The 13374-nt window shown below is 59.8% G+C and carries 15 protein-coding genes and 1 pseudogene; 13 read left to right on the top strand and 3 right to left on the bottom strand.

Annotation, left to right across the window (positions count from 1 at the left end):
• Positions 1 to 16: 16 nt before the first annotated feature.
• The 6 genes and pseudogenes from Q427_RS36905 to Q427_RS13225 all read left to right on the top strand — a co-directional run.
• Positions 17 to 295 (top strand): annotated as a pseudogene (locus Q427_RS36905) (phospholipase D family protein); the annotation flags it as partial.
• 65 nt (positions 296 to 360) lie between these two features.
• On the top strand, positions 361 to 609 hold the full coding sequence (locus Q427_RS34045; protein WP_231613683.1) for a hypothetical protein: 249 nt from the start codon (positions 361 to 363) through the stop codon (positions 607 to 609).
• 80 nt (positions 610 to 689) lie between these two features.
• A complete protein-coding gene (locus tag Q427_RS35335; protein ID WP_269321240.1) occupies positions 690 to 1307 on the top strand; it encodes an SLC13 family permease in 618 nt (205 codons plus the stop codon).
• A 35-nt stretch (positions 1308 to 1342) separates the two neighbouring features.
• On the top strand, positions 1343 to 1747 hold the full coding sequence (locus Q427_RS35330; RefSeq protein WP_269321239.1) for an anion permease: 405 nt from the start codon (positions 1343 to 1345) through the stop codon (positions 1745 to 1747).
• A gap of 100 nt (positions 1748 to 1847) precedes the next feature.
• Positions 1848 to 2195 carry an anion permease gene (locus Q427_RS35325; protein WP_269321238.1) on the top strand — a complete coding sequence of 116 codons (348 nt, stop codon included), beginning with the start codon at positions 1848 to 1850 and terminating at the stop codon, positions 2193 to 2195.
• A 76-nt stretch (positions 2196 to 2271) separates the two neighbouring features.
• A complete protein-coding gene (locus Q427_RS13225; RefSeq protein WP_043514585.1) occupies positions 2272 to 2721 on the top strand; it encodes a universal stress protein in 450 nt (149 codons plus the stop codon).
• Here the strand turns inward: Q427_RS13225 and Q427_RS13220 are convergent.
• Complete coding sequence (locus tag Q427_RS13220; protein ID WP_051496359.1) at positions 2673 to 4058, bottom strand: sensor domain-containing diguanylate cyclase; 1386 nt, start codon at positions 4056 to 4058, stop codon at positions 2673 to 2675. The two genes, Q427_RS13225 and Q427_RS13220, sit on opposite strands and share 49 nt — an antisense overlap.
• A gap of 413 nt (positions 4059 to 4471) precedes the next feature.
• On the opposite strand from Q427_RS13220, the gene Q427_RS13215 reads away from it, so the two are divergent.
• On the top strand, positions 4472 to 4900 hold the full coding sequence (locus Q427_RS13215; protein ID WP_043514583.1) for a helix-turn-helix domain-containing protein: 429 nt from the start codon (positions 4472 to 4474) through the stop codon (positions 4898 to 4900).
• Between the two features lie 403 nt (positions 4901 to 5303).
• On the opposite strand, the gene Q427_RS28870 is transcribed toward Q427_RS13215, so the two are convergent.
• On the bottom strand, positions 5304 to 6020 hold the full coding sequence (locus Q427_RS28870) for an enoyl-CoA hydratase/isomerase family protein (protein WP_051496358.1): 717 nt from the start codon (positions 6018 to 6020) through the stop codon (positions 5304 to 5306).
• A 183-nt stretch (positions 6021 to 6203) separates the two neighbouring features.
• Here Q427_RS28870 and paaG point away from each other — a divergent pair, with 183 nt between their 5' ends.
• From paaG to Q427_RS13180, 6 genes are all read left to right on the top strand, one after another.
• Positions 6204 to 6995, top strand: a complete 792-nt coding sequence (gene paaG, locus Q427_RS13205) for a 2-(1,2-epoxy-1,2-dihydrophenyl)acetyl-CoA isomerase PaaG (RefSeq protein WP_043514581.1) — start codon at positions 6204 to 6206, stop codon at positions 6993 to 6995.
• 268 nt (positions 6996 to 7263) lie between these two features.
• Positions 7264 to 8247: a TRAP transporter substrate-binding protein DctP gene (gene dctP / locus Q427_RS13200; RefSeq protein ID WP_051496357.1), complete on the top strand. Its 984-nt coding sequence runs from the start codon at positions 7264 to 7266 to the stop codon at positions 8245 to 8247.
• Between the two features lie 38 nt (positions 8248 to 8285).
• A complete protein-coding gene (locus Q427_RS13195) occupies positions 8286 to 8792 on the top strand; it encodes a TRAP transporter small permease (RefSeq protein WP_043514589.1) in 507 nt (168 codons plus the stop codon).
• Complete coding sequence (locus tag Q427_RS13190; protein WP_043514579.1) at positions 8792 to 10096, top strand: TRAP transporter large permease; 1305 nt, start codon at positions 8792 to 8794, stop codon at positions 10094 to 10096. The genes Q427_RS13195 and Q427_RS13190 overlap by 1 nt, the downstream gene beginning before the upstream one ends.
• A gap of 20 nt (positions 10097 to 10116) precedes the next feature.
• Entirely contained in the window at positions 10117 to 10887 is a 771-nt protein-coding gene (locus Q427_RS13185) for an SDR family oxidoreductase (RefSeq protein WP_043514577.1), read from the top strand.
• Between the two features lie 24 nt (positions 10888 to 10911).
• Positions 10912 to 12408 carry a 3-hydroxyacyl-CoA dehydrogenase gene (locus tag Q427_RS13180; protein ID WP_043514573.1) on the top strand — a complete coding sequence of 499 codons (1497 nt, stop codon included), beginning with the start codon at positions 10912 to 10914 and terminating at the stop codon, positions 12406 to 12408.
• Positions 12409 to 12422: 14 nt separating this feature from the next.
• Here the strand turns inward: Q427_RS13180 and Q427_RS13175 are convergent, their stop codons facing one another.
• Complete coding sequence (locus Q427_RS13175; RefSeq protein ID WP_043514571.1) at positions 12423 to 13190, bottom strand: IclR family transcriptional regulator; 768 nt, start codon at positions 13188 to 13190, stop codon at positions 12423 to 12425.
• Positions 13191 to 13374 lie beyond the last annotated feature (184 nt).

Below are 13374 nucleotides of genomic sequence, written 5' to 3'. Positions count from 1 at the left end.
GGGACCTGCTCGCGAGGTGGGTGAGCCGAGTGAACGGCTGGTGGTGATCTCCGCCTACTTCGTGCCAGGCAGAGCCGGCACGCAGTACCTGCGCTCGCTGGCCGATGCCGGCGTCGAGGTGGCGGTGTTCACCAACTCCCTGGAGGCCACCGATGTGCCCGTGGTCCACGGCGCCTATCAGGCCCGCCGTGATGGCCTCCTGCAGAGCGGCGTCCAGCTCCATGAGCTTCGCGCCGAGCGGGAGCCCGGCAGCGAAGGGGAGATCAGCGTCGGGGGCTCGGCCTCCGCTCTGCACATCAAGGCCCTCGGTATCGACAACGATCGGGTATTCGTGGGCTCGGCTAATGCGACCCGCGCTCGGTGTGGTGGAATACCGAAGTGGGCGTGCTGGCCTACAGCGAGAGCCTTGCCGCCGAACTTCAGGCGCTCGCCGACCTGGGCAAGAGTCCGGCGCTCAGCTACCGGGTCGGTCGCACGGAAGCCGGCAAGCGCTACTGGCAGACCGAAATCGACGGCGAGTCGGTGCGACTGATGAGCGAGCCTGGCGGCTTCTGGCGTCACCTGGGAGCCGGCATCAGCCGGCTGCTGCCGCTGGATGCCTGGCTTTAGTCCCGAGGCAAGGCTGGCCGCCCTGGTCGCAGGGCAGTGGCCGGGCTGCTGGCCCTCGAAACCGACAAGGAGGTGGGGCGATGACTGAACCACACAATGAGGAAACCATCAGCGAGGCCCGTCGCGAGGCGCTGAAGCGGCTGGGGTTGGCGTTGTCACTGCTTTCGGGTCCGCTGCTGGCACTGGTTATGATCGGGATGGCGCCGCCGGCAGGAATGCCGCCTGCGGCCTGGCAGGTCATGGCGCTCACCTTCTGGATGGCGCTGTGGTGGGTGACCGAGCCGGTGCCCATTGCCGTGACGGCGCTGCTGCCCGTGGCGGTATTGCCGCTGATGGGGACATCACCCATGGCCGAGGTTGCCGCCCCCTATGCCAACCCCCTGATTTTCCTGTTCCTGGGAGGCTTCCTTCTAGCCGAGGGAATCCAGCGCTGGGGCCTGCACCGGCGCATTGCCCTGGTGGTATTGAAGGTGTCCGGGCACCGCCCTCACCAACTGGTGGCGGGCTTCATGATGGCCACCGCCGGCTTGAGCATGTGGGTCAGCAATACCGCCACGGCGGCGCTGATGGTGCCGATCGGCCTGTCGGTGCTGGGCCTGCTGGAGCGCCAGGGCGGCGTCGGGGCCAGTCGCAACATGGCGCTGACCCTGCTGCTGGGCATCGCCCTGGCCGCCAATATCGGCGGCATGGGGACCTGATCGGCACCCCGCCCAACGCGCTGCTGGCCGGCTTCATGGCCGACAACTACGGGATCGAGATCGGCTTCGCCCAGTGGATGCTGCTGGCGGTGCCGCCTGCTCTGCTGCTGCTGGCCCTGGCCTGGTGGCTATTGACCCGCCTGGTCTATCCCTTGCCGCGGGATGTGGTGCCGGGGGTCGAGCAGATGCTGCAGGAACAGGCCGAGGACCTGGGCCGCATGACCCGGCCTGAGCGGCGAGTCGCCACCATCTTTGCCCTGGTGGCGCTGGCCTGGGTGTCGCGTCCGCTGCTGCAGAACCTGCTGCCCGGGCTGGAACTCACCGACGCCGGGATCGCCGTGATCGGTGCACTCCTCCTGTTCGTGACGCCCGCCCGCTGGAGGGTGCGCCAGTTCCTGCTCGACTGGGACAGTGCCCGTCACCTGCCTGGGGTGTGCTGATCCTGGTGGGCGGCGGACTCAGTCTTGGCACCGCCATCGAAACCAGCGGGCTGGCCGCGACCGTGGCCGAGGGCCTTGCCGCCTTCGGTGGCTGGCCGCAATGGACCTGGTGGGCATGGTCGTGGTGGTGGTCATGCTGATGAGCCATGTCACCAGCAATACCGCCACCGCTGCCGCCATCCTGCCGCTGACGGCAGCGCTGACCGTCAGCCTGGGGGCGAGCCCGCTGCTGCTTGCGGTGCCGGTGGCCATGGCAGCGAGCTGTGCCTTCATGCTTCCCGTCGCCACACCGCCCAATGCCGTGGTCTTCGGCAGCGGCCGGTTGAGCGTGATGGATATGGTGCGTGCCGGGGCACTGGTCAGCCTGGCAGCCGTGCTCATCATTACCGCGGTGCTCTTTGCACTGGCCATGCCGGTGCTGGGCTTCGGCTGGGCGAGTGGCGGGTGAGTTGCCCTGACGCTGGCAACGGCTAGGCTTAATCAGGAACAGTTGGCTTGGGTATTCGACAAGGGGAGGCCTTGCCATGAATCATCCGATATTGGTTCCAGTTGATGGGTCCGGGCATGCCGAGAAGGCGCTGGCTGTTGCGGCACAGTTGGCCCATGCATCCTCCGCCGCGCTCTATCTGCTGCATGTCACCGAGCCGCCCGACGATATCGGGATCCTCGCGGGAGCCTCCGGCCAGCCCTTTACCCAGGAGCGACGGCAGGAGCTTGCCCGGCAGAACGAGGAGCGGGCCCGAGAGGCGCTGGATAGGGCCCGGCAAGCGGTCGACCTGGAGGGGCTGAAAGTGACGGAATTGATACGCGAGGGCCGGCCGGCCGATACGATACTGCGCGAGGCCAATGAGATTGCAGCCGATGCCATCATCATGGGCAGTCGTGGCGTCAGCGAGCTAAAGGGTATGCTGGTGGGTAGCGTTTCTCACAAGGTAATGCACTCGGCGCAGTGTACGGTCATCACCGTGACCTGAGGCCGTTCAGGTATCGGCGTCGGCGATGCCCACCCGATTTCGACCCGAGCGTTTGGCGCGATATAGCGCGCTGTCGGCGCGAGCCAGAAGCGCTTCCGGCTGTCGCCGCGGCGGTACTCCGTGATGCCAAGGCTGATGGTCACGGCCAGGCCGTGAAGACGAGTCTCCGCCACCTGCTGGCGTAGCCGCTCGGCGAAGACGGTCCCGCCCCGGACGGACGAGTCCTGCAGCAGAATGGCAAATTCCTCACCGCCCCAGCGTGCCAGCAGGTCTGTGCTGCGCAGGGTCTGGCTGACCAGTGTGGCCAGGCGCTTGAGGATGATGTCTCCCGTTTCGTGACCATGCTGGTCGTTGACCGACTTGAAGTGATCGATATCGAACAGCAGCAACGAGAAGGTGTTGTCACTGCGTTCGGCCTGGCGGATAGCCTTGCGCATGGCGGTGTCGAAGGCACGGCGGTTGTGGGCGCCGGTCAGGTGGTCGCGGGTGGCCTGGTGTTCGAGCTCGCTCTCCATCCGCTTGCGTTCGGCAATGTTGTGGAACACGGCGATGAAGTGCCGGATATTGCCCGCATCATCATGTACGGCGGTGATCGACTGCCATAGCGGATAGATCTCACCGTACTTGTTGCGATTCCATATCTCGCCCTGCCAGTGGCCGGTTTCCAGCACCGAGTCCCAGAGACTGACGTAGAACGCCTTGTCATGGCGCCCGGACTTGAAGAGCTTCGGTGTCAGGCCGACTACCTCCTCCTCCGCATAGCCGGTGATGTCGGTAAAGGCCTGGTTGACCCGCTCGATTCGCATGTCGGCATCGGTGATCAGCGTGGCCTGGCCGGTCTGGAACACACTGGCCAGCAGCTTGAGCTCCTCCTCCTGGCGCTTGCGCTCGGTAATGTCCTCCTTCACCGCCACGTAGTTGACGATCTCGCCGCTGTCGTTGCGGACCGGCGTAAGCGTCTCGGCCTCCCAGTAGAGCTCGCCGCTCTTCTTCCGATTCTGCAGCTCCCCCTGCCAGACATGACCGCTGCGCAGCGTTTGCCACATGTCGCGATAGACGCTCTCCGGCGTCATGCCCGACTGGATCATGGCGGGAGTCTTGCCAACCAACTCCTCGCGGGTATAGCCGGTGACATCGAGGAAGCGCTGGTTGACGTACTCGATCCGGCCGTCGGTATCGGTGATGGCGGTCGCGGCGGGGCTCTGCTCCACGGCGATATAGAGCTGGTAGAACTTCGCTCGCAGCGTGTCCAGATCGGCGCCTTCCCAGTCTGAGCCGAGACTTGCCGAATATGCGATTTTGCTGTCGAGCGGCGTGCCGTGGTCGTCTGTCTTCACAGCGCCCTCCGTACTGTTGGACTTGTTCTGGCGCAAGTCTCTTGTCGATATTGTTTGAATTTGCAGTCGGTAGGGGGCAATGTCGACCCCAGAAAGGCAGAGCTTAGCCCTTTTTTGACATGCGTTCATCCGTATAGGGTCGTGGGGGAGGGGCGGGCACAACGCAAAACCGCAACCCGGCATAGGAATCCCTGCGGTAGCAGAGAGCCTGCACCTTCACGCAGGCGGGGTCCCCTGCTCGAACGCACCTCCCGAGCACACAAGTCCGGAGATCAATAGCCTGTTTCGGATATTGCGAATTTTGTTTATTTCGAATGGCCTGGCAAGTAACAATCGAGCTCGCTACGGCAGCCAGCCAAGCGTATCGCGTGCTGCCAGGAGGTTATTGCCATGAATCATACTGCCGGGATACCTTGTCCCACGATGCCGAGCTCACCCGCCTGGCCAAGGCTAGTGCCACTGAGCTCAGCCAACTGCTTCGTGAGCGGCCCGAGAGTGACCGTGCGCATATCAAACTGGATGGAGCGGACCTGGTGCTGCCGCGCCAGGCACTGGTTTTGCTGCGTGATCTGCTGACCGAGATGGCGCAGGGAAATACGGTGACCATTCTCCCCACTCATGCCGAGGTGACGACTCAGGAAGCCGCAAACATGCTGAATGTCTCACGGCCGCATCTGGTCAAGCTGTTGGAGGAGGGTGCCCTTCCGTTCAGCCGGGTCGGCACGCATCGACGGATCCGCCTGCAAGATCTGCTCGCCTACCGGCGTCAGCAGGAGGAAGCGTCCGAGGCTGCACTCCAGACTTTGGCCGACCAGGCCCAGGACCTGGATATGGGCTACTGATGCGCTTCGTCGTCATCTACGACGCCTGCGTGCTTTATCCCGCACCATTGCGGGACTTGTTGATGCGTCTGGCCACCACCGGGCTTTTCGCGGCACGCTGGACTGAGTAGATCCAAGACGAGTGGGTGAACCGTACCGGCTTTCTCGGAGAAAGCCGGTACGTTGCATATCGACCGCGAGCCGATCGATTTCGGAGGATCTACTCCGAGCGTGAGGATGGCAGTCTGGGGTGTACGATCCTGACCGAGCCCGCCCGAGCTGCGCCGTAGATGTGCGTCACCTAGATGCGTCGCTACTCTAGTACTGGGTGGTGAGCCGGGCCGTGAGCCGGCCCGGTAACGATGAGGATGCAGGGCTGGTCAATCCCGTCTCCAGGCGGCACCCGGGCCGGTTCACTGGGAACTCATGCATGATGTTGATCAGTAGGTGAAGGTTTCACCGCAGCGAGGGCGGTGTCCCAATGCAGAAGGAAAGAATCGAGCTGATCCTCGATTGGAACATGCAACACATCCGCACGACAAAGCAGCTTTGTTTGTGCCCAGGCCAATTTCGAAGGGCCAGGGGCAATACCGGAAAACAGGTCTTCGGGGTTACCGGGGGAATCTTCGACTAGGCTGTCGGCCAGCCCACAGTTGACCGCCTGCATACCGGTTAATGGCTCGGCCCGCATCAACATTCGCTCTGCCAGTCGACCGGTGGCGCGGTGGCTTATCATCGCGGCCATGTCCGCGAACAGACCTAGACCGAGCATCGTTTCAGGGAAACGAAGTTTGGCCCGTGCGGCAACCAACGCTTGGTCAGCCGCAAGTATTAGAGTTGCACCAACACCGATGGCATGTCCCTTTGCCAACACTGCAACCGGTACGGGAGCTGTGAACACCGCCCGGCCCAGACGGAGATAATCGGCAAAAGCCCGGCGAAGCTCCCTCTCTGGGAGCAAGGCCAACGTGCTAAGATCGAAACCAGAGCAAAAAAACCGCCCCTCAGCAGTACCCTGGAACAGTATTGGTCTCCCGCGGGCTATGGCAGCTTCGACCTCAGCCAGCAGTTCTGCGATACCTTCAGAGTCAAGAACATTATCTGCTCCATGCCCCACCCATATCTTCGTTACCCCGTTCATCCCTCTTTCCTCACCGATAAAGCGACGCAAGAAGCCACGTGGCTAGCCTTGGAAAAACCATGGTGGCAGCCATGGGGCTCAGCAGCACGGTACCTGATGAGCAAGTGTTGCGCTTGGTCAATGACACCGCCTACCCTTTAGGATCCTTAATTTAGCCTAAAAAGATATAGGAAAGAGCCTGCCATGAGCTACCAATGCATTGAATTTTCGATAGAAGATGGTGTTGCCATCCTGACTCTAAGTCGTCCAGAGAAGCTCAATAGCTTCAACGTGAAGATGCATGAGGAGGTGTGGGAAGCCTTGGATAGGTTGGAGATGGATGAGAAGGTGCGTTGCCTTCTGATTACCGGGCGAGGCCGAGGCTTTTCGGCTGGGCAGGACCTTTCTGAGCGCAGGCCTGGCCCCAACGGTGAAGCACCGGATCTAGGACAATCGTTGGAGGTTTATTACAACCCTCTAGTTCGCCGCCTACGCACCCTAACCATGCCCGTGGTCTGCGCCGTTAACGGTATCGCAGCAGGGGCTGGGGCTAACCTCGCGTTGAATTGTGACATCGTCCTGGCAGCACGCTCGGCGAGCTTCGTTCAAGCTTTTTGTAAGCTTGGGCTAGTACCAGACTCCGGTGGCACCTGGCTGCTGCCACGTCTCGTAGGGCGCGCTCGTGCACGCGGTCTGGCCTTGCTCGGGGATAAACTAGACGCTGAGCTGGCGGAGACTTGGGGTCTTATCTGGAAGGTAGTGGATGACGAATACCTGATGCAGGATTCGATGGCTCTTGCTCGTCATCTTGCAACCCAGCCAACACAGGGGCTTGCCTATATCAAACAGGCGCTGGAGGCCGCCGAACGCAACGACATGGACGCCCAGCTTGATCTAGAGCGTGATCTACAGAGAGCTGCTGGCCGCAGCGCTGACTATCGTGAGGGGGTTGCTGCATTCAAGGAGAAGCGCACACCCTCCTTCACGGGAAAATGAATAACACTTGCTCAGCCTTCCTCCATCTCCCTGACACACGGCCCTCTACTGCTCTCCACTTCACTCATAGCGGCTTTGACCCAGGGGGCCTTTTGCATCTGACACAAAGTTTGATTAGCATCGCCAATTTCCGCAGAGCAGAATTAACGTTCACGAATATGCTTTATGCTGCCTCTAGCACTACATCCGCAGGAGGGGTGCTAGAGGCATTTTTCCTGTGGTGCGGAATCCAAAAAGCGCATTCACTATGCTGTGAAGGAGAAAAATAATGTTCAAAAAGACTCTGGTATCGGGCGTGCTGGTGGCTACCGTGGCCTTCGCTGGATCGACACAAGCTCGTCCAATGACAATGCTTTCCAGCTGGGAAGCCAGTTATAATGCCGTCCCGGTTTTTGCTGAAGGCTTCATGCAGGAGGTCAAGGAGCGTTCAGGTGGCGAGCTAGAGATCAACATGCGCGGCCCTGAGACCGTCCCGCCGTTTGAGCAGCTACAGCCAGTATCTTCAGGAATGTTCGACTTCCTTTTTACCCATGGTGCCTATCACCTAGGTGAGACTGGAATGGCCTTCGGGATGGATGCCGTCCAGGATAACCCCGAGGAACGTCGTGAAAGTGGCATCTACGAATTGATCGACGAGCACTACCAGACACAGCATAACCTAAAGCTAATCGGGGTATTTTCCGCTGCGTCCGGTTACCACTTTCTGCTGCGTGAGCCAATCGGAGATTCGGGTGACCTGAGTGGGATGAGCATCCGCGCTTCGGCCACTTATCACGATATGGTACAGGAACTCAATGGAGCAGTAGTAACTCTGCCTGCTAGCGAGATTTATTCGGCGCTGGATCGTGGTGTAGTGGACGGTGCCGCCTGGCCTGTGTTCGGTGCCATGGACTACTCCTGGTACGAGGTAGCCGATTACATGACTCGGCCCACCTTCGGTATTACCAACCTCTCGCTGTTTATGAACCTCGATCGCTGGAATGCCCTGTCCGAAAAGGACCAAGAGTTAATCCTAGAGGTGGCGCAAGACTTGGAAGTCAGTGGTCGTGAGCACTTCGAGACCCTTTGGGCCGAAGAGGATGTAGCCATGCAGGAGGCAGGGCTGGAGATCACCGAGTTCGGTCCTGAGACCGCCTCCCAAGTGGATGCGATCTTCGCTGCCGGCATCTGGAAGCAGGTGCGTGATCGCTCCGGTCCGCTCGGCGCCGATTTCCACGAGCGTGCCGTAGAGAAAGGGCTGACCGCCGAATGAGCACTACCCGGCCTCAGATACCCTTGCTGAGCCTTGTCGTGCGCGCGATTACGCGCGCGCACGACAGCCTTACTCAGCTCAGCTTTTGGGGCGCCATGCTGGCCGTGGTGTACCTGACCGTTGTCACTGGCTGGGAGGTGATAGGCCGATACGTGCTGGGATCACCAGCTAGCTGGACCTCCGACACTGCCGCCGTGAGCTTCGCCCTGGTGACCTTTTTTGCCGCACCCATGCTTACCTGGAAGATGGGCCATGCTTCCATGAGCGCGGTTGTCGATGCACTGCCGATAGGTGCCGCGCGCTGGATTCACCGCTTCACCATGTTACTTGGTGCGGCTGCCTGTGCGCTGGTTGCCTGGTATGCCGGCAATGAGAGCATGCGTCTTTACAGCCGTGGCGTGATGATGATTGCTGCCACCCCGATCCCAAAGTGGTTGGTCATGATGGCCCTAACCTATGGGATGGCGAGTATGGCTCTTTACTTCTTCCGGCACCTCTTCGCCAGCTCCCTGGCGGCTGAACCGACCGATAGCGAGAACGCCTGATGGAATGGTATGTTCTGATCGTAGCGGCATTTTTCTTGCTCCTAGCGCTGTTCGCTACTGGGCTGCCAATATTCTTATCTTTCTTGACTCTCAATATTGCGGGAATCTACCTGCTCCGGGGTAGCTTCGACGGCGTTATGCTGGTGGTGAACTCCATGTATAACACCGGCACCAGTATGTCTTTGGCCGCCATTCCACTATTTATTTTTCTAGGCGAGATCCTGTTTCGCTCAAGTGCGGTTCATATCCTCTTCAACGCCGTAGATGGGCTCATTGGCAATCTCCGTGCGCGCTTGTATGCGGTAAGTATCTTGCTATCGGCGGTATTCGGTGCTCTCTCAGGCTCGGCTATGGCGGTCGCGGCCATGATGGGTGCTTCCCTTTTACCGGAAATGCGGAAGCGTGGTTATGACCGCAACCTCTCCATGGGCGCCATCCTGGCTGGGTCTAGCTTGGCTCCTATCATCCCACCCAGCGTGATGGCCGTAGTCCTTGGTATTCTTTCCGGGGTGTCCATCTCCGGTCTTCTTGTTGCGGGCATCCTTCCCGGCCTCTTACTCGCTGTTGCCTTCTTTATCTACGTGGTGATCCGCGGTTGGCTGAACCCTTCACTAGCTCCAGTCAGCCAGCAGACTTCGCTGCCAGGGCGGGAGCGGGCAATGCTTTTTCTACGTGCTCTTCCTTTCCTGCTAATTATCGTCACTATTCTGGGGCTGATCCTGGCAGGTGTGGCTACTCCCACGGAAGCGGCAGCCATGGGGTGTATCGTTGCAATGGTGATCTGCTCCGTGTTCGCCAAGCTAGATCTAAAAGCTCTTTACGAGGCCTTGCGCGCCACTGCATGGATCACTGGGATGATCATGGTGATAATGGTCAGCTCCGTCTCTTTCAGTCAGGTATTGAACATGAGCGGTGTGACTTTCGAACTCGTCGCATGGGTTACAGATCTAGATATTTCTCTAGTGCTGATGTTCATAGTCTTGATGGCATTACCCTTCATACTCTGTATGTTTATTGATCAGATCGCGCTGATGATCCTGCTGGTGCCCCTATATCAGCCTATTGTGAATGCTTTGGGATTCGACCCGATGTGGTTCTGGGCGATTTTTCTTATCAACATGTCGATAGGCGGCATCACCCCTCCGTTTGGTTATACCCTGTTCGCCTTGCAGGGCGTGGCAAGCGACGTGCCCATCCAGGCCGTCTACCGCTCGGTGTTGCCCTTTATTGCTATCTTCGGCTTTGTTGTTGTGATACTGGCCCTGTTTCCCCAGATCATTTTGTTCCTACCTTCGCTCCTGTAGCAGACAAAGGAAAACTGATTATGGATCTTGGAATTTCCGGACGGACCGCACTCGTTTTAGGTGGCACTCAAGGCTTGGGGCTGAGCTGTGCTCAAGCCTTGACCGCCGCTGGCGTCAAAGTGGTCATCAATGGCCGCGATCCGGAGCGCGCCGCCCAGATCGCGGAGAGCTTCGGCACCACAGCAGTAGCCGGAGATGTGTCCCGGCCCGAGGAGCGTCGCCGCATCGTCGAAGAGGCTAGCGCCGTTGGCCCGATCAGCATTTTAGTCACCAACGCCGGTGGCCCCCCTCCCGGGCCAGTGGAAAAGCATGATCACGAGACTTGGCTTAAGGCGCTTGAGACCAACATGCTTGCCGCCTTAGATATTGCCGTTCAGTGTTTGCCAGTGATGAAAGAGCAAGGCTTTGGCCGCATCGTCAACATCACCTCGTTCACCGTCCGCGAGCCCTACCCGAACATGGGCCTGGCCACCGGCGCGCGGGCGGGCCTGACCGGCGCTATGGCCAGCCTCGCCCGTGAGATCGCCGCCACTGGCGTCACCGTCAACAACCTCCTGCCCGGGTTGATGGACACCGGCGCGTTGCACCGTGTCTACACGGCCCAAGCCGCCAATGAGGGCATTAGCGAAGAGGCGGCCAAGGCGCGTATGGCCGAGTCGGTGCCGATGCGCCGGCTGGGCCTGCCAGAGGATTTCGGCCAGGTCTGCGCCTTCCTGTGCTCGCGTCATGCCGCCTATATGACCGGCCAGAACATCACCGTGGACGGCGGGCTGTCGCGCCCGCTGCTGTAACACGTTTCCAGTTCAGGAGTTAGCATGAAATCGATGGATTCGTCCGAGCTCACCCTCGGCGTGGTCGGCGCCGGCGCTATGGGCGGCGGCATTGCCCAAGTGGCAGCCGCAGCAGGCATCCGTGTATGGATTCACGACGCCCGCGAGGGTGCTGCTGCTGAGGCCTGTGAGAAAATTCACTCCCGCTTCGCAAAGCGCGTCGCCAGCGACAAGATGAGTGCCAAGGATGCTGAGGCCGCCAGTTCCTGCCTGTTGCCGGCGTCTAGCTTGAGCGACCTGGCCGACTGCGACGTAGTGATCGAGGCCATCGTCGAGAAGCTGGAGGTGAAGACCGCCTTGTTCTCCGAACTGGAGGCGCTGCTCCAAGAGGACGCTATTCTCGCCTCGAATACTTCCTCGCTCCCCATTGGCGCGATCAGCGCCGGGCTCAATCGCAAAGAGCGAGTGGCGGGGATGCACTTTTTCAATCCTGTCCCGGTTATGAAGCTGGTGGAAGTGATCCGCGCCCCCGATACCTCGGAAGCGGTAATGGAGGCCCTAGTCGAGCTAGGCTACCGCCTCGGCCGAACGCCGGTGGTGGTCAAAGATACGCCTGGCTTCCTGGTCAATTTCGGCGGCCGTGCCTACACCACCGAGGGTCTCGCTTTGGTACACGAAGGAGTAGCAACGCCTGCTCAAGTGGATGCCATCATGCGAGATGGCTTTGGTTTTCGCATGGGCCCCTTCGAGCTAATGGACCTCACGGGCATGGATGTGAACTTTCCTGTCACCCAATTCGTCCACGAAAGTTTTTTCAATGATCCGCGACTGCGGTCCACGCCGCTGCACCGCTACATGCTGGATACTGGTCAGCTGGGCCGAAAGACCGGGCGTGGCTTTTATGACCATAGTGAAGGTGTGCTCCCCCCGTTGCCCGACACCGAAGCCAGCGCCGAACCAGTCGAGGAAGTGTTCGTGCACGGCGAGGCACCACAGCTCGCTGCCCTAATCGAGACATGCGGCGCTAGGGTGTTGAAGAATGACGATGGCCGAGCCCCAGTGCTGGCGGCCCCGGTGGGCGAGGACGCTTCAGCATACGCAACTCGCCATGGGTTGGATCACCGCCGTTTGGTCTGCGTGGATACGGTGCCCAACTGCGAGAAACGGGTGACTCTGATGGCTGCCCCCGGCAACGATGCTGAGTTGATCATGTCCGTAGTAGCGCGATTTTCTCAGGCGAGGCGAGTCAGCCTGATCGGGGATTCTCCTGGTTTCGTTGGCCAGCGTATCGCTGCTATGGTGGCTAATCTTGGCTGCGAAATGGCGCAGATGGGGCTTGCAAAAGTTGAAGACATTGATTTAGCACTACGGTTAGGGCTGAACTACCCCCTCGGGCCACTGGAAATGGCTGATCATCTCGAACCCAGAGTGACCTTCCGTATCTTGGAGCAAGCTCAACTCCTCAGTGGCGACGATCGCTATCGTCCTAGTCAGTGGCTGCGGCGGCGCGCGCAGTTGGGATTGTCTGCGCGCACAACCTAAGACTCTGTGCAGCTTCAGCCCGGCTGCGAGTCGTAGCCGGGGCTGATGATTGACGCCGCATTCTGCAGCGCCTCTGCAAGGGTGCTGCGCATCTCTTCCTCACCAACGCTTCCGGTAGCCACAGGAATAGTTAGTGCAGCCAATTCGCCCTGGACCTGCATCGCGACGGCTATTCCCCCTACACCCTTCTGCCAGGTATTTCGCACTATCGCAACGCCCGTCGCCTCGCATTCTTCTAGAGCGCTATTGAAGATGGCCGGATCCTCGCCACGTCGGGCGATATCGGCTCGTATGCGTGTTGTGATGGACCGCTTTTCCTTCTCGGGCAGTGAGGCAACCATTGCGATTCCTGATGCAGAGACCGCGAGCCGCAAGCGGCCACCTGTTGAAAGCCGCACTGCAACTAAGTTTACTCCCTGTACCACTTCCAGGAAGGTCGCGTAGAGGCCATCGCGTACAGCCAGAGTGACGGTCTCCCCAGTCTGTTCACTAATGCTCTTGAGGTAAGGGCGCGCGCGGTCAAGAAGTGACATTCCTGCTAGCACGGGGTATCCAAGCATGAGGTTCTTCGGCGTAAGCTCATAAGCGCGCTGTGAAGGGCTGCGGCGGATATAGCCGAGTACCGTCAGGGAATGGGTCAGACGGCTTACTGTGGAAGGCGGAAGGTCCACCATGGTGGAAATTTCGCCATTGCCCAAGGGTTTTCGAGCGCGTGATAGACACTCAAGTATGGCAAATCCTCGCGCTAAGGAATCAACGAGCTGACGGTCCTCACGTGACATTTTGGCTCTCCCAGTATTCCGGTGTGCGGAAATTGTTTTTGCTCACATGCTATAAGATTAGCAAAAGTTGACCGCCGACAGCGAGGCTCTCGGCTCTCGATGAAAAAATCAAAGAGGATCTATTGATGCTTACCGGGGACATGCTGCGTCGCGCTGCCGAGCGCTTCCCAAACAAGCCGGCCAT

Source organism: Halomonas sp. BC04 (assembly GCF_000568385.1).
This window is presented reverse-complemented; position numbering and strand designations above follow the sequence as displayed.

Bases quoted from the DNA above. Each gene is read 5' to 3' on its own strand.
- dctP (WP_051496357.1), top strand. From the start codon at position 7,264: ATGTTCAAAAAGACTCTGGTATCGGGCGTGCTGGTGGCTACCGTGGCC.
- Q427_RS13190 (WP_043514579.1), top strand. From the start codon at position 8,792: ATGGAATGGTATGTTCTGATCGTAGCGGCATTTTTCTTGCTCCTAGCG.
- Q427_RS13175 (WP_043514571.1), bottom strand. From the start codon at position 13,190: ATGTCACGTGAGGACCGTCAGCTCGTTGATTCCTTAGCGCGAGGATTT.
- Q427_RS28870 (WP_051496358.1), bottom strand. From the start codon at position 6,020: ATGAACGGGGTAACGAAGATATGGGTGGGGCATGGAGCAGATAATGTT.
- Q427_RS13180 (WP_043514573.1), top strand. From the start codon at position 10,912: ATGAAATCGATGGATTCGTCCGAGCTCACCCTCGGCGTGGTCGGCGCC.
- Q427_RS35325 (WP_269321238.1), top strand. From the start codon at position 1,848: ATGGACCTGGTGGGCATGGTCGTGGTGGTGGTCATGCTGATGAGCCAT.
- Q427_RS35330 (WP_269321239.1), top strand. From the start codon at position 1,343: ATGGCCGACAACTACGGGATCGAGATCGGCTTCGCCCAGTGGATGCTG.
- Q427_RS35335 (WP_269321240.1), top strand. From the start codon at position 690: ATGACTGAACCACACAATGAGGAAACCATCAGCGAGGCCCGTCGCGAG.
- Q427_RS13185 (WP_043514577.1), top strand. From the start codon at position 10,117: ATGGATCTTGGAATTTCCGGACGGACCGCACTCGTTTTAGGTGGCACT.
- paaG (WP_043514581.1), top strand. From the start codon at position 6,204: ATGAGCTACCAATGCATTGAATTTTCGATAGAAGATGGTGTTGCCATC.
- Q427_RS13225 (WP_043514585.1), top strand. From the start codon at position 2,272: ATGAATCATCCGATATTGGTTCCAGTTGATGGGTCCGGGCATGCCGAG.